The organism is Variovorax sp. OV700, assembly GCF_900099805.1.
GTDB lineage: Bacteria > Pseudomonadota > Gammaproteobacteria > Burkholderiales > Burkholderiaceae_C > Variovorax.
This window is the reverse complement of sequence record NZ_FNDR01000006.1, coordinates 20,936-35,302: the sequence shown is the minus strand read 5'-3', so window position 1 is coordinate 35,302 and position 14,367 is coordinate 20,936. Positions and strand designations below refer to the sequence as shown.

Genomic DNA, 14,367 nt, shown 5'->3' with positions numbered 1-14,367 from the left:
GGCGACCGACAGCAATCGCTGCGACGCCGCCCTTCGCATATGCCCGCTCTAGACGGCTGGTTGCGGTCAGTCGGCGCGGCCCGCTGCTTTGCGCCGCAATCGAGGCATCCGGCAGCGCATCGATACGCCTCACCGCCGCAGCAAGGCGGACGAATCTGTGCCGCTCAATCGACACTCGCTTAGATTTCCGTCTCCGAGATCTCCAGGGCGCCATCCACCTCGATGCCCAGGTATCTGATGGTCGACTCAAGCTTGGAGTGGCCAAGCAACTGCACCGCGCGGAGGTTCCTCGTCCACCGGTAAATCAGCGTTGCCTTCGTCCGTCGCATCGAGTGTGATCCGTAGTCGGCAGGATCTAGTCCAAGCTCTCTGACCCAGCCACCAAGAATCCGGGCGTACTGCCAGGTGCTGAGGTGCGGCGAGTCGTGCATTCGGCTCGGGAACAGGAAGTCGTCCGATCGAAGTCCGGTGCGCTGGATCCACGCCTGTACAGCCTCGCGGGTTCCGGGCGTGAGCTCGAACTGCACTGGACGCTGCGTCTTGTGCTGCATCACTGTTGCCCGTGGGGCAACTTGCTCTCCGTGGCAGACGTCCCCGACCTTCAGGCTAACAAGATCGCAGCCTCGTAGCTTGCTGTCCAGACCCAAGTTGAAGAGAGCGAGCTCGCGCACTCGGCCCTCCAGTTGCAGCCGTACTCGCAGCCCCCAAATGTCCTTGAGCTTGAAGGGTACCTTCTGGCCGACCATCTTGCCCTTGTTCCAGGGTACATCTGTTTAGTCGTTGGCATGATGGCCCGCATACCCGTCGCAGTGTTCGCAGCCTGTGACATAGGTGTGGTCGGTGTCGCCAGTCATTGGGTCGTTGCACCACTGACATTGGCCCACTGAGTCAAAGTAGGCGAAGCAGTTGGTGCAGAGGTAGCCGCCTTGGTATTCGCATACGGTGTGATAGCCCTGACACTCGTCGCAGTTGGCCGGGGTGTCGGCGTCAAGGCCGTCCTTTGTGCCGCGAAAACTGTTTTGATCGAGCAGCTCAAAGATTTCGCTTTCGCCTGAGACTTCGCAGTCGCATTCCGTGCAAGAGAACCCGTCGTAAGGTTCCATGTACTGGTCGGAGTCGCCACAATCTGGGCAATCTATCTGGAGCCGCTTACCGCTGTGGAAACATACCATGCAGTGGTGAGAGGTCAGGCGAGGGGCTTCCTCTTCAGCTTGGTAGGCGTTTGTATGGCAGCGGGGGCAATCTTCAAAGGTCGCTCCACCTTTCTTCATGCCCTCAATCTTCGGTTTCAGGTCTTCGTACTTGGCCTTCGCGTAGTGATTGTTGGCGATCAGCGTTCGCTCCATTCGCTGGAATTCGCTTGTAAACGGTTTGAATTCTTCACGCCAGGTGTCAGCTACGAATCTGTTCAATTCAAACCAGGCGGTTGCTTGCTCTAGCTTAATCTCGTTACGCTGCTTGCCATTGAGCCCACTGTGATAGAAATGCACCATGCGGTTGCGGTGCTGGCGCACTTTGTCAAACGCATCTCTCGCACTTTTTTGAAGAGGCTTTTTTAGCGTCTTGGACAGAAGCGAACATGCCTCTTCAAAAGATACAGAAACAAAGTCACCTGAGTCATATTTTTGTCGGTCTGGTTCGCGCCCAGCGATGACCAGAGTCCAATGATCCAATACGAGTGGAGCCTTGAGAAAAATCTCTACTGCCGTGTAGAAATTGATGACCGAGTGCTTCGGATCGCTGTCAAGCTGAGACATAGCCTTCTCAAGAAAGTCAATGCCATTGCGCACCAAGTTCTCAAAGTCTGTCGTAGGCGCTTTCTTCGCTACGGGTTTGGTCATTCTTCTGGCTCCCTGAATCTCTTACCACTGAAACCTGATCATACTTATCGGCATGCTATTAGAGGCTGTAGCAATGCTTGGCGGTCGGTAGACTAATTCCGCGTCTAGGAGCGCTTGCTGAAGCTCCAGTTTCGCTGCCACGGTGCCTAGGGTCGGTGGAGCGTGACCGGGAAACAGGTTCAGAAACACAGCCTGCGAGCGAAGCTCAAAGTAGAAGCCTCCAATGTGCCCGTCGTTGATCAGCGGAATCATGACGATCTCGCTAGGCTGGTGCAATGTTTCCTTTGCCGGGAAGAGGAAGTGAGCGCCCATTTGGTGGCCGAAGGGCAGCTTTCCAAACGCCACATCGATGAGGTAGGGGGAGGGCAGACCCGGCACAGAACCGTTCATACCGACACCGATGTGCAAGTTCCCTCGGTAGGAAAGGTTGATGGCGGTCTTGAGCAGCCAGCGTTCTAACTTGTGGCCGTCGACGTTGTTGTTGCCAAGCGGGTCGTCTTTGGTTGGCGGTGCTGAGCGCTGGAAGAGGCCAATAGCTTTCTTGGCTTCTGCGTCTATTTCTGACAAGGCCGAGTTGTGGGTCTTGCAGAGGATTTGCCTCTCAAGCCCGTTGACCCCTATGGACTTGGTCTCACCCTTGCACCAGTCAAAGCCTGAAACGTGGACAACCCCTTCGGGGAACAGGCACTTGGACACGATGTGTTCGGCTGACGGTCCTTCGCCGCATCCACAACAGGCAGCAGCCCAGCACTTGAACTTGCGATTCTGAGGAATGTTCATGGTGTCAGCGTCGCTTGCCATGCCCGTAACTGCCAGGCAGCATGAGGCGAGAGTCCATCAGATCGTGGCTTATCTTTGGCTTCGCGGCCTTCTTGGAGGGCTTTGCTGGGGCAGTCTTGACGGTAATGGGCTTGGAGAGGGCCTGCTTTGCTGCCTTGGCTACCTGCTCGGGCGTGGCCTTCTTGAACTTGCGCGGCTTCGTCTCCGTGAGCACGAAGTTGAGCTTGGGGCGAAGTGAGAAGATGAGGTCGGTGGCATGGACGCTGCCTTCCACGAGGGTCAGCAGGTGGTTGAGGTAGTTGAAGTCACCGTGCTTGGCGGCATGCTCTGTAGCCATCTGGACAGACAGGTTGTATGTGCCTGATTGGCAGAGCTTCTTGAGATCAATGAAGGCACTGATCTTCGGATCGGTCACGGTGCTTATGAACTTGCGAAGTTCGGCAATCCTCTTCTCATCCATGCTTTTGCTTCCCCCTTGCAAGCATTGTTGCCGCCCAGATGAAAAAAAGCACCACAAGGGCGCTTTTTTAACTGGTCAAGTGCTCGTTACTTGACGCGGTACTTCTCGATGTCGTCGCCGGCTGCTTGAGCTTCAACGAGCCACTTGGGCTTGCGCGGCCCCGTGCTGCACCAGACCAAGTTTCCGTGTCGCGCTTCTTGTACATGACGGTGGCTTCCACTACAGCTGGAGGCAGTGGATGGGCAACATCGTCTCGATGGGGAACGGCGGTCGATCCAACTTCCGCTATGGGCGGCGGCCGACATTCGCCCCACTCGTGCAATGGGTACTATCGGCCAGAATCGGACCGTCCGCATGGGCGCCCGACAAGGGGAAAAGAGAACCGAAGAAGAAAGGACGGCGGACCGACCATCCCAGTCACCTGAGTTGGCGCCGCTAAGAGCGTCCTACTGTTACGCTCACCACGACGCGAATCAATGGCAGATCGCGGTTCAGAAGGGCACGGGAAAACATCAAGTTCGGGGCCGCCTTGGCTCAAGGGCTCAGGCATCTTCGATTCTCAACTTGAACATGGAGGCGCAACGTGAAATCTCCACGGCCGTTTGACCCCGATGACGTGAGCACGCTGCCCGTTGTTCACCTTGTGAGTTCCGGGCGTCCAATATTCGATGGTCAAGTGAATCCGGTGTGGAGTGCGATGGTTCAGACCGCCCACGTCACAGATCCAGCAATACCGGTTGCCCTCAAACACATCCCGTCCACCGTAAAAGTTGCGATTGAGCTCGGCTGCTCACTGGCAGCGACTGCCCTCAAAATTCCAGTGCCACGAGGGATGCTCGTGCTTGCAAATCCAGACGATGTTCCGGGTCTTGCTGAGCACGGCCGTCCAATACCAGGTCTCCCCGAAGTTCTCTGCTACGGCAGCGTTCTGAGGTGGCCGGAGCGCGCGCGGGCGCGAACCGGCGACCCGCTTGTTGATGACTATGTCTGGAAACGGTTTTGCGACTCGGCTACTGCTGCACCCAGTGCAGCCTGGGACGAGCTGGTTGCGAATGGAGACCGCCATGCTGGAAACTTCATCCTGGAAGGATCGAAATACTGGCTTATCGATCATGACCACGCCCTCAAACCACTGGCCAAATCGGTAAAAGCAGTACTCAGCTCCAAGACGCGAGCGGATCTCGTCAGCTATCGGGCGCAGCGCAATCAAGTAGCCGCGCAGCTTGTCCGGCGTCGTCCGGGAGATCACGCTATTTTGGATCAGCCGAAAGCGCTTTCAACACGCGCAAAAACGCTTGAAGGCCTCGTAACGATGATGGGGCACTGGAGGTCAGGAAATTCCATGATCGACGATGTCCTTTCCGACGCTGAGACCGTGGTTCGTGGCATCATTCTCCGGTTGCCGGCGCTCGCTCTACTTTTGGATGCCCGCTTGGCCGGCCCCCAATCAAGTTTGCAGTGGACATCTCCGACGCGACCACTCTTCGAGCCATGATCAGCGCACCCAAAATTCTCGCTAGGTACAGAGGCGTGATGTGGGAGCCGATCGAGAATACTGGCGAGCGAGTCTTTGCGATTTTGTGCGTCGAGCCTCTTGGCCCAGAGGCCGAACATCTTGCACCTCAAGCTTACGTGCTACTTAGCGCAGAGCGTTTGCGCTCGCTGCTCGGAAGGGCACGCGGCGACTCAGCGAGCGCTATGTTGAGCGAGTGCGCTGCCTTCATGACCGATAGGCTTGTTCGAGGCGCCCCGATCGAACAAGTGCAACCGCTATTCCATAGCTTTTCGCTCGGTCCTGTTCAGCAAGCTCGCGCCTACAGCGTAGAGCAATTTTTGGACGCGACCGTTCGCACGCTCACTGTTTTTGGCAGCGCGGCTGATCTATACGCGCCGGACTTGTTGTCGCCACCGAATGCGACTAGGCGCACCTCAGAATTCATTCGACAGATTCGTCGAACATTTGCAGCTGGTGACGATGAGCGCCAGCGCCGCTTTCACGTCCGCCTGCAGCGCGAGCAAGATGCTCCCATCGTGTTCATTGACTACGCGGTTGGACCCGTCGTCCTGCAAGTCGCTTCTGTGCCATCGAGCTCGAACCAGGCGCCGCCGGCGGAAGCTGAGCTGAAGGGCAAGATTCTGGATCTTGAAGTGGTTCGCACTGAGTTTGGTGTCAATCGCTTCGAACCCACGTTGATGCTCAACGTTCGCTCTCTCACCGAGGCCCCAGATTCCGACGGAACACGGATCGCAAAAGAAGCGCATGAGCAGATTCGCAGATATGCAGAGTGGGCGAAAGTGCGCGTCATCGAGGTCACATCCGCTGGCGAAGCATCGAGTGAGCTTGAGCGTCTGGAAGCGCTGTTGAGATAGAGCACGAGACAAGTTCATAAGAACTGCGGACAGGGCAAAGCAACGCCCGCGCGTGAGAGCCCTTCCTTAGCACCTACTCGTCGAAGATGAGTCAGTTCGACCACAACCGGTCTGTCGAGAACGGCCGCGCTGGGGTAAACCCAACCCGGCTCCAGTCGGACTTGCTACCAATCAATCCAGATGGCGGGCTACTGAGTCTGACGCTAGCGTATCGGCGTTCTGCGAGCAACATAAGAACCGTACTCGTTGTACTTTCGGCCGACGGTCCAGTCGAATCCTGCCTCTAGCATCGACGACTCCAGGTAGAGCATGACGAGCGCCGTGCCGTCTGTGCTGCCAATGCACTGCTCCTGGACTTCAAACTTGCCGGCATCATCGTTCTCAAACCAGACGTCGGCTGGTTGCTTCCCTAGCCCTCGGCACTCTTTGCCCTGATGGAGCAAGTCGTACGTGAAAGAGTCTTCGTCCAACTTCTCTTTGAGGAACCAGCGCTTTGGGATGTCGCGGGCGGGCATGGCCCAGCGTCTGCCTTGGCGGTCGTAGCAGGCCACGATGACGGGAAGCGTATTGATGTTGGCCAGACGCAGCGTAGTGGCCATGACGCTTGTCCCGAAATCGCCTGCAACGCGGGTCAGTTGCTGAAACGTCGGCTTCCCGAATGACGCGACCACGGGGTTGAACAGAGGACCGGGCATCAGCAGGTGTGCTGCAAAGCTGTCCGCCTCCTTCTCCAAGGCCCGCTCCGACGACAGGTTAGCGCTGGGGTCGTCCACGCGGCACTTGAAAGAGCGCCCTCGATGTAAGTGCCAGTGGCCGAGTTCGTGCGCCACGGAAAACCGCTCGCGTCCGCGAACGCCCGAGGGATTGATGGTGGCGATGGCACGGTCGCGGTAGCCCACGAGCGAAGCTTCGCATCCTGTCATCGCCTCGTAGACGACCTCGACTTGGGAGTCGAAGGCGATTGCTTCGACGTCCAGTTCGTCAGGACTGCTAATGCCCAGGTCCGCAATCAACGCCTCGGCGCGATCGCCAACGGTCGAAGTCACTTGTCATCTCCGTCCCTGGATGACTCGATGCTCTTAAGCTTTGTGTACAGCGCTATCGCCTCGTCGTCAGATAGCTCGCCAAGGTTGCGCGCAGCTAGAGTGAACCTGCTGTCATTGGCTGCCTGCGCCAAGAAGCGTCGTGCTTCCTCTGCCGAAACATTCTGAGGCGCCATGGCAGGCTTAGACTTCAAGGCGGCGTATCCGGCTTTGGCCGCGGCAAGTCGCGAACGGCTGGCGTTAGTCTTGGCCGCCTGGAGTAGACCAAGGCCCTTGGCCTGCACTGCGGCTGGGTCAAGGCCTTCAAGAATCTGGTCGTCGGGGGTTGCAATCAGCTCATCGACGAAGGTGTCGATGAAGTTGTCAAATTCGTTGGTCGGCTTCGTGTTCATGTCGGTCTCCGGTCGGGGTCCAGCGCTTTCAATCGGCGCAGGAGTCGGTTTCGAGCCGCGTCGTACTTCTTCTCATCCCATCCCAGGGCGTCGCGAGCGTCAGCGCCTCGCAAACCTTCAGCCCAGGTCATGACGAGCAATTCCAAATCCTCGTCGCCCCCGAGCTTGGCGTAGAGGGCGGCCATCTGCTGCTTTCCAGACAGCTCGTCCTCAGGGGTGATGGTGACCTTGCCGTGCGCCGCCGGCGTCTTGTCGTCCTCGTCGGCTTCGAACGGGTCCACGACCACGTTCTCGTCGACGGGGCTGGCGTCGTTGCGCTTGCGCGCATTACTCGCGATGCTGTGCATCGCGGTCTTGAGAACGACTAGGGGGTGAAGTCCGGGTCGCCAGACGCGGGTTTCGTCCAATAGGCTGCACAGCGTTTCCTGCAGCAGGTCGTCCGGCGTCCAGCCGGTCAGGCCACAGCAGAAGGCCGTGGCGATGGAAGCCGCACGCCCCCAGTCGGCCGGGCTCAGGCTCTTAAGAGCGGCCTCTACCTCGGCCTTGGACAGGCGCTCTTCGGGTTCGGGAATAGCAGACATAGACGGGGTTCTCCCTCACTATGACTCTCGACCCCACAGCCGTGGACGGGCCGAATGAAAAGAATTTATTTGTGCCGGCGTCCACGGAGCCGGTCTGGGGAGTCCTAGTAGGTAGGGGCAGCATTCCCGCAGCCCGCTCATTTACAAGGAATCCTAGCCATGCAGATTAACCGGAAAACCCGCAACATTACGAAGTACCTTAAGCACCTCCAGCCGACCGAGCTGTACATGCTCGGCTTGGTCGTCCACCCCGGCGTCGAGGCGCGGCTGAAAAACCTCGGCTTCGAGGTGCCGCTCGTCCCCGGCCAGCGCGTGCTGGCCCCGGCCCGCAAAGGACCGGCATCCCGGCGCAACGCCGAGGGCTTCGACATCGTCCACCGCGACCGGCCGAAAGAAATCGCCTACCGCCAGGTCGTCTGGACTTGGACGCAGTTCGCGGGTCGCAACCACACCGAGGAGAAGTCCAAAGTGGTCGATGTCCCGTACCAGCGCTACCCCCGCACCCACATCTTGCCCTACGGCATCGAGCTGGAGGTCAAGATGCGCGCCGATGGCCAAATCTACGTCTTGGCAGGCCCGTTCTCCAACGACGAGTTCAGCGTCGCTGTGGCGACCAACAGCGCCAACATGATGCGCGAGGCGCTCGGAGGCTTCGAAGTGCTGGATAAGGAGCTGACCAGCTGGGTCAACGCCCCGATGCGGCGGCTGCACTGGCAACTGTTGCCCCCGGGCCGCAACCCGTGGGAATCCGCGCTGCCGGCTCTCGAGGGCGTCGTCGAACATGCTCCTGCGGGAAACCGGGGGGTGCTGCGTGCCCGCTTGTCTGCCGTCGGGGCCAAGAAGCCGGACTTCGTGGCCATTGGCCTGGGGGGCTTCGAGGGGTACGCCGTCTTCGGCTTCGCACGATTGAAGCTGTGCGTCTTGGAATGCCCGCAGGTGAACAACGCCACTTATGTGCTGCCGATGGAATCGTGGGAGCGCGTCGCCCAGATGACCAAGGCAGAGATCCTCGACGCCAGAGCCCATACTGCCCGCATCGTGCACACACGGCGCTGGTTCGACGCGCTGGACTCGGTGCTAAGCGACGATCGAAAGGCGGCGTAGTGCACAGGTCGACTGGACGGCGCAGCGGAAGCCGTCGGTTGTAGCCCGTGTCCAGAATATCTCGCATCGTCCAACTTATCTCGTAGATTCTGCGGGATACATTTCGTTAGGGGAAAATGTCTAATAACGCTCCTATTGACGATTTCAGCCATTTTTGGAAGCAGACCCGGCTTCCCGTGATATTCCAACGGCAACGTCCCGCTCCTTTGCTAATTCGTCTTCCCTACGCGCAAGACAATAAAGTTTGGCTTCGAAATGGTGAGAGAAACAAACCGGCTTGGGATAAAGAGAACGGAGCTTGGGGAATTCCCCAGGCTTGGTTTGAGCGAACAATTCGCTTAGCTTTTAGCCGATACCGCGCATGTTATGTCATTCAGCTCTACCGAGAGAAGGAGGTTTGTGCTGCTGCGTGTTGGAATGCAGTTGGTGCCGACTGCGAATGTTCCTGTATGGGCGCAAATCACAGCTCAGGCCGCCCCATCGGCCGCTGGTATGAAGTCGACGATACCTTTGCCGTCATGTGGGGGATACAGCGTTATTCAGTTCGGTTGCTAAAAGCGCCGTAACCCAGCTGTCAGCGAGCTGGCCTGCGGCCCGTCACTTACTTGTTCGCCAGACCGCACAACCATGTGAATGCTCAAGAGGTGGAAGAGGCGCTGGACACCATCGGGACGTCTTGCTATAGGCACGCGCATCCACGAACGACCGCTTCCCGCACTTCGCAATGACCAGTTGAATCCGCCCTGCGTAGCTGTCCTTCGGATATGCCCGCTTCAGACTGGCCTGTGACACTCGAGTTTGACGCCCGGCTATTGCAGCAGCGCGAAGGCAGCCGGATTTTTACCCTTGAGGTCCTCCAAGATGGCAGACATCTGACTGCCGAGATTCACGTAGGCCACGTCGCGGCCCAGGTATTTGACGTCGTTGGCGCGCTTGGCGCCGCGATGCAGTGCGACGACGCGCCAGTTGTCGTCGAACACTGGCGAGCCGGACGAGCCGTGGTCGGTATCGGTGAGGTAGAGGACTTCGGTCGCCGTCGCATCGCACGCGAGGTTGTTGCGTAGACCGACGCGCTTGTATTCGCCGCGAGGGTGCTGGACGATGTTGAGAGGCACCCATGAGCCGGCCGACAGAGTCAACGCGCCGGGCTGCACCTTCAGCGGCGGATAGTCAGGCAGTGGGTCGGTGGAAAGCAGTGCGTAGTCGAGGGATTCGTGGAAAGCCACGAGGTCGCGCACCTTGAAGCGCCGAGTCGGGGCATCGGGTGCGTCGAAATCGAAGACCAGCTCCGCATTGCGCGTCTGCTGCGTCAGGTCCGCGACGGAAGCCTTCGCTTCGTCCGCGTTCCTTGCATTCACGACGTGGTGATTGGTGATGGCCAAACCATTGCCGATTACCCAGGCCGTGCCGTTCATGACCCACGGCTGCCCGCTCGCCAGGAACCTCTGCTGCCCGCCATCGAACCGCGGCACGCGCACCTGGGCGATGCTGCGGCCAGCCTGTGAGCCGAGCGTGAGGAAGCTGAAGCTGACCATTTCGTCGCGGCCGGTGGTGAAGGCTTCGTTCGCGATTGCCGCTGTCGTGGTGGCGGGTACCTGCACCGGCGGCACGCCGGAGGTGAGATTGCCCCAGTGAGAGGCATGCGAAGCAAACAACTCCACTTCCGGCAGGCTCCTTCTCTGCAGCCAGGCCACGCAGTTCTGCAGGAAGATCGCGAGCGGCACCGTCCCGTCGAGCAGGCGCTCGCGCTCATTGAATGCGAGCAGCAGCGCCTCGAACCTTTCGAGCGGCTTGTTGGACATCGGGATGATACCGACGAAGCCCTTGTGGATGCCTCCCACCAAAGCCTCCAGGTCCGCGTTGATCAACCCCGACTGCACGGCGGCGTCGATGAGGGCATTGAAGCTCGGTGGATCGAGGTAGCGCATGTCAGATCGATTCCCGCAAGACGTTGGACGCGAACGTGCTTACGTGCTGGACGCGAAGGACGCGATAGGGCCAGACCCTCGCCATCGACATGAAGGCCTCGATCAGCACATGGTCCCACTGGTACGACCGGTCCGCGATTTTCACGGCGCGAGTCCGCTTGCACTGCGAAACCAGCCATGCGAGGGTGTCACGCTCGACTCCGGAGCCTCCGGGAAACGCCGCCGTGGTGAACGGGCTCTCGCGGTCGGTCAAGCGCGTGGAAAGACGGTACAGAACGTCCTCGTCGAATTGCCGCATGAACGGCAGGCACTCGGGCAGCAGGGGGAAGATGGCCCAGAGGTCCACGGCCTCCAACCTCGTGACATCGGAGCACGCCTGCGCAGCCAGGACGGCATTCTGGGTGTCGTCTTCCGACCGGATACTCAGCCGATGCAGGGCGACTTGCGCGAATGCCCATGCGGACTGGTTGCGGTCCGCCAGGGCATGCAGATGCTCCAGCACCTCCGTGAATTCCGCGGCGGGCTTCTGCAGCACGCCGCCAGGGCGGATCGCACACGCGTAGTCGCTGAAGAACTCCAGGTTCAGCACGGGGTTCACCACCAGGCGCATCGATTCGAAAGCTTTCTCCAGCCAGGTCATCTGGTCATGGACCCTGCCCAGTTGCGCGGCGAGCCGCGACAGCAGCAACTGGACCGATGCGGGGCTGTCCGTGGACTGCTCCAGCACGCGGGCGGATTCGTAGGCTTCCGCCGCGGCACGTTCGCCGTGCGGGATGCGTTCTTCCAGCTGCGCCACCTGCGCGGTCTGGCGGACCTCGGCGCTTGCCTCCTTGAAGACGTTCTGGTCCACGATGAAGCCGAATCGAAGCAGCTTTTCCTGGACGCCGACGTCGAAATCGGCGATCGAAGCCTGGATGCTCGCCCGCACGTCGGGCTTGCGGAAGTCCTCGCGGTAAGGCTCGTGGCCCAAGTGCAGTGCGTGATATAGCGCTTCCGCCTCCGCCCGGAGCGACTGCTGCCTTGAGTACCATAAGTGCGCGGCCATGTGGATGGTCTTCACCCTGCCGGGCTCTCGCACGACCATCAACTTGAGCATCACTCTGCGAAGGTCGCTGCGGTGCACGAGAGACCCGTCCGTGCCGTCGCTCATGACCAGCGACGTTTCGCGGGCCAGCTCGTTGAACAGGCTGCGCGCCTGGTCGATGTTGGTGAGTTCGAGTTTGCAGGGCCCGTTCAGGACGCTCAGGATGACATCGGGATCCACGCGCCGAAGCACGAGGCCCGGATGCGCGAGTGCGCGAACACGGGGATCGTGGATGTGGCCGAGGAAGCGGTCGTACAGCTGGGCCTGGATCACGTCGTCTGCGGGCGAACGCCAGAAACGGTTGCGTCCGTTGAAGGATTCGAGGGACCTCTTGCCTTCCGCTTTCAGCACCTTCGCTGCCAGCATCAGCGACAGGGGGATCCCACCCACCAGCCGGTGGATTGCCTCGGCGGCCGCGCTGTCCTCCACGCCCTTGGAGCGCATGAATGCCTGCGTTGCCTCCAGGTCGAACTGGCCCAGTAGCATCTGCTCGGGCGGCTGACCGCCAAGCTTCAGGGTGTACGTGGGCGCCCGCCCTGAGACCACGACACGAATCCAGGGGAATTTCGCGAGCGCGTTGTCCAGGAGATCCCAGAAGGGATAGGCCCTCGCTTCATCGCGATACTGCACTTCCTCGAACGAGTCCACGATGATGACGAACGGCTTGGGGACGTCGTCCGTCGCAAGGGCACGACACAATTGCGCGAACACCGCGCGGGCATCCCCATCTTGGCCCTTCCTGGATTTCCGGTCTTCGGCGAACTTCCGCAGCGCGCCTGGCTGCTGCATCTGCATCTGGTCTGCGATTTCGCGCACTAGGGCTTCTAGGTTGCCGATGTCCCTGTCCGCGCGGTCGAAATCGAGGTACGCAACCGGGATGCGGACGCTCTCGTCGAGTCGCAAGTGTTCGAGCGCGAACCGCGCAACCAGCGCCGACTTGCCGATGCCGCCAGGTCCCGACAGCGACAGCGCCGGCCTTGCTCTGCCTACCAGGTTCTTGACCTTCTGCAGCAGGCGCGCCGGCGGGAGCACTCCCACGTGAGAGCGCAACTGGTCCATTTCGCTCACCCTGCCGAAGAACACCGCGTCGCCCGCCATGCGTTCGAAGTGCGACGCGAACCGGATCCAGGCCAGCCGCTGCCGCGCAGCGGCGGCGACATCTTCCGCGAGCCGCACGTCCTTCAGCCAGACAATGGCCTGCAGCAACCCTTCGAGGCCACGTTCGTCGAGGTCGTGCACGGCAACCTCGCGTTGCATCAGCAGGTCTTCGAAGATGCTTTGCACGCGACCCGTCCTTTCCTGCGGGTTGCATTGCAGGGCATCGCGGATGTCCTGGTCGGACATGGCACGCAACGTTTCGGCACGCACGGTGTTGCGCATGACCCAGTCGCCGTCCAGGGGCAGGCTGCCGGCGGCCCGGACGAGGTCGTCTTCGAGGATGCGATCGGCAGCCGAGATATCAGAGACACTCGTGGATGGACTCAGTGCGGAGACATCGCGGATGGCGGCCAGCACGGCCGCGGCCCGGCGGTATGCGGTCTGCACATCGGGTTCGGCGCCGAAAGCGCGGATGGGGTTTTGATGCAGGAACTCCATCGCGCGGCGGGACGGGCCGTCAGGTTCGCTGGCGAGGGCGATCGGTAGCATCAAGGTCTCCTAGCCCGCGGGCGGCAGCAAGCCGCGCAGGCGCTTGTGCAGATGCGCCAGGCGCGCCTTGCCGGCCGCCGGCGCTTCCCGGAGGATCGCCTTCGCCATCACGAGAGGCAGCTCGGGCATCTGCGCCAGCCCCTTCTCCGCGCGGATCTGGTTGAGGCGTTCGATGCAGGGCACGAGATCGTCCGGTATCAGGTCGGCCGCGTCGGTCAGCGTCTCCTCGACCCAGTCGGCGTCCTGCACGCCTACCAGTTCGCCTATGGCATCAATGAGGATCAAGCGCATCTGCTGCCGCTGGGTGGGCAGGCAAATCTGCTGCGCGAGCGCATTGACGAACAGCGGGATGTCCGGATCGACGTCCTGCGCGAAGGCACCTTCGATGACGAAGACGTGCAGATCGGTCTGCTGCCGGGCATTGAACAGGATCCAGCGCGCCAGCGTCGCGGGGTATGAGCTTCCCGCCTCGGGCGGCAGGTCGTCCGAGGATGCATCGGTGTTCGCCGGCTGGTTGGGCTGCGTGAGCTTCATCTGCGACGCGAGGTCGGAAGCAAGTTGCCACACCTTGTACAGCGCCTGGAATTCGGCGTTGATTCGCGCCACCGCGAAGACGATCGGCGGCTTCGGCTCGATCGACGCGATGGCACCCAGCGCGTCGAGGCTGAAACTGCGGCCCGATCCCGGAGGGCCATTGACCTTCAGGATCGGCTGGTCTCCGCTTTCGATCAGTGCCTTGGCCATGGCGCGAAACTTCACCCTGTCGAAGAAGGGCAACCGCTCCTTGCGAAGCCAGGTCTTGTCGAAGGGGTCGGGGTTGGGATTGATCTTCGCGTTCAGCCGATTGACGACGTCGCGGAAGGCGGGCAGCTGTGCCGAGAGGTTGAGGCGCGTGATGATGCTCGCAAGCCAGCACGTGGGCTGCGCGCGCCACTGGTCGCGAATGGACACGGCGACCAGGATCGAAGCCAGGTCGCCCGCGTTGGCCACGCCAATCGGAAGAAGCGTCAGAAGGCGGTTGGACTCGTCCTCGTCCACGAGTGCCGCCCTGACCATTCCCCGAATGTCCGTGCCCTGGATGATCGTCTTGGTCAGCTCCAGGATCACCTCGTCCCGCTCGCTCAGCGTCAGCATCTG

The 14,367-nt window shown here is 60.6% G+C and carries 13 protein-coding genes; 3 read left to right on the top strand and 10 right to left on the bottom strand.

What is annotated here, in order from left to right; genetic code table 11:
- Window positions 1-179: 179 nt before the first annotated feature.
- From BLR24_RS15375 to BLR24_RS15360, 4 genes are read right to left on the bottom strand one after another with little or no spacing between them, the layout of a single operon-like run.
- Entirely contained in the window at window positions 180-746 is a 567-nt protein-coding gene (locus tag BLR24_RS15375; RefSeq protein ID WP_093018343.1) for a tyrosine-type recombinase/integrase, read from the bottom strand.
- Between the two features lie 27 nt (window positions 747-773).
- Window positions 774-1,841 (bottom strand): hypothetical protein, encoded by a 1,068-nt coding sequence (locus BLR24_RS15370; RefSeq protein WP_093018341.1) that lies wholly within the window; start codon window positions 1,839-1,841, stop codon window positions 774-776.
- A 21-nt stretch (window positions 1,842-1,862) separates the two neighbouring features.
- Window positions 1,863-2,621, bottom strand: a complete 759-nt coding sequence (locus BLR24_RS15365) for a hypothetical protein (protein WP_139188766.1) — start codon at window positions 2,619-2,621, stop codon at window positions 1,863-1,865.
- Between the two features lie 4 nt (window positions 2,622-2,625).
- Window positions 2,626-3,081, bottom strand: coding sequence for a hypothetical protein (locus BLR24_RS15360; protein ID WP_093018337.1), 456 nt, complete (start codon window positions 3,079-3,081; stop codon window positions 2,626-2,628).
- A 616-nt stretch (window positions 3,082-3,697) separates the two neighbouring features.
- On the opposite strand from BLR24_RS15360, the gene BLR24_RS30415 reads away from it, so the two are divergent.
- Together BLR24_RS30415 and BLR24_RS15350 are read left to right on the top strand one after the other, a co-directional pair.
- A complete protein-coding gene (locus tag BLR24_RS30415; protein WP_139188765.1) occupies window positions 3,698-4,576 on the top strand; it encodes a hypothetical protein in 879 nt (292 codons plus the stop codon).
- A complete protein-coding gene (locus BLR24_RS15350; protein ID WP_093018333.1) occupies window positions 4,573-5,451 on the top strand; it encodes a hypothetical protein in 879 nt (292 codons plus the stop codon). The genes BLR24_RS30415 and BLR24_RS15350 overlap by 4 nt, the downstream gene beginning before the upstream one ends.
- Before the next feature lie 203 nt (window positions 5,452-5,654).
- On the opposite strand, the gene BLR24_RS15345 is transcribed toward BLR24_RS15350, so the two are convergent.
- Genes BLR24_RS15345 through BLR24_RS15335 form a run of 3 tightly spaced genes read right to left on the bottom strand, consistent with a single transcriptional unit; the run spans window position 5,655 to window position 7,467 of the window.
- Complete coding sequence (locus BLR24_RS15345) at window positions 5,655-6,497, bottom strand: ImmA/IrrE family metallo-endopeptidase (protein ID WP_093018331.1); 843 nt, start codon at window positions 6,495-6,497, stop codon at window positions 5,655-5,657.
- The gene (locus tag BLR24_RS15340) at window positions 6,494-6,886 is read right to left on the bottom strand and encodes a hypothetical protein (RefSeq protein WP_093018329.1); all 393 of its coding nucleotides are present in this window, start codon (window positions 6,884-6,886) and stop codon (window positions 6,494-6,496) included. Before BLR24_RS15340 ends, BLR24_RS15345 begins: the two co-directional genes overlap by 4 nt.
- Window positions 6,883-7,467, bottom strand: coding sequence for an RNA polymerase sigma factor (locus BLR24_RS15335; protein WP_093018327.1), 585 nt, complete (start codon window positions 7,465-7,467; stop codon window positions 6,883-6,885). The genes BLR24_RS15340 and BLR24_RS15335 overlap by 4 nt, the downstream gene beginning before the upstream one ends.
- A gap of 159 nt (window positions 7,468-7,626) precedes the next feature.
- On the opposite strand from BLR24_RS15335, the gene BLR24_RS15330 reads away from it, so the two are divergent.
- Complete coding sequence (locus BLR24_RS15330) at window positions 7,627-8,571, top strand: hypothetical protein (protein ID WP_093018325.1); 945 nt, start codon at window positions 7,627-7,629, stop codon at window positions 8,569-8,571.
- A gap of 809 nt (window positions 8,572-9,380) precedes the next feature.
- Here BLR24_RS15330 and BLR24_RS15320 read toward each other — a convergent pair.
- The 3 genes from BLR24_RS15320 to BLR24_RS15310 are packed head-to-tail and all read right to left on the bottom strand — an operon-like array spanning window position 9,381 to window position 14,364.
- On the bottom strand, window positions 9,381-10,499 hold the full coding sequence (locus tag BLR24_RS15320; protein WP_093018321.1) for a trypsin-like peptidase domain-containing protein: 1,119 nt from the start codon (window positions 10,497-10,499) through the stop codon (window positions 9,381-9,383).
- A gap of 1 nt (window position 10,500) precedes the next feature.
- Complete coding sequence (locus tag BLR24_RS15315; protein ID WP_139188764.1) at window positions 10,501-13,230, bottom strand: ATP-binding protein; 2,730 nt, start codon at window positions 13,228-13,230, stop codon at window positions 10,501-10,503.
- A 9-nt stretch (window positions 13,231-13,239) separates the two neighbouring features.
- Window positions 13,240-14,364 carry a hypothetical protein gene (locus BLR24_RS15310; protein WP_093018317.1) on the bottom strand — a complete coding sequence of 375 codons (1,125 nt, stop codon included), beginning with the start codon at window positions 14,362-14,364 and terminating at the stop codon, window positions 13,240-13,242.
- Between the last annotated feature and the right edge of the window lie 3 nt (window positions 14,365-14,367).

Coding starts and splice junctions, on each gene's coding strand:
- BLR24_RS15365 (WP_139188766.1), bottom strand. CDS start 2,621: ATGAACATTCCTCAGAATCGCAAGTTCAAGTGCTGGGCTGCTGCCTGT.
- BLR24_RS15375 (WP_093018343.1), bottom strand. CDS start 746: ATGGTCGGCCAGAAGGTACCCTTCAAGCTCAAGGACATTTGGGGGCTG.
- BLR24_RS15310 (WP_093018317.1), bottom strand. CDS start 14,364: ATGCTGACGCTGAGCGAGCGGGACGAGGTGATCCTGGAGCTGACCAAG.
- BLR24_RS15350 (WP_093018333.1), top strand. CDS start 4,573: ATGATCAGCGCACCCAAAATTCTCGCTAGGTACAGAGGCGTGATGTGG.
- BLR24_RS15335 (WP_093018327.1), bottom strand. CDS start 7,467: ATGTCTGCTATTCCCGAACCCGAAGAGCGCCTGTCCAAGGCCGAGGTA.
- BLR24_RS15330 (WP_093018325.1), top strand. CDS start 7,627: ATGCAGATTAACCGGAAAACCCGCAACATTACGAAGTACCTTAAGCAC.
- BLR24_RS15360 (WP_093018337.1), bottom strand. CDS start 3,081: ATGGATGAGAAGAGGATTGCCGAACTTCGCAAGTTCATAAGCACCGTG.
- BLR24_RS15370 (WP_093018341.1), bottom strand. CDS start 1,841: ATGACCAAACCCGTAGCGAAGAAAGCGCCTACGACAGACTTTGAGAAC.
- BLR24_RS15340 (WP_093018329.1), bottom strand. CDS start 6,886: ATGAACACGAAGCCGACCAACGAATTTGACAACTTCATCGACACCTTC.
- BLR24_RS15320 (WP_093018321.1), bottom strand. CDS start 10,499: ATGCGCTACCTCGATCCACCGAGCTTCAATGCCCTCATCGACGCCGCC.
- BLR24_RS15315 (WP_139188764.1), bottom strand. CDS start 13,230: ATGCTACCGATCGCCCTCGCCAGCGAACCTGACGGCCCGTCCCGCCGC.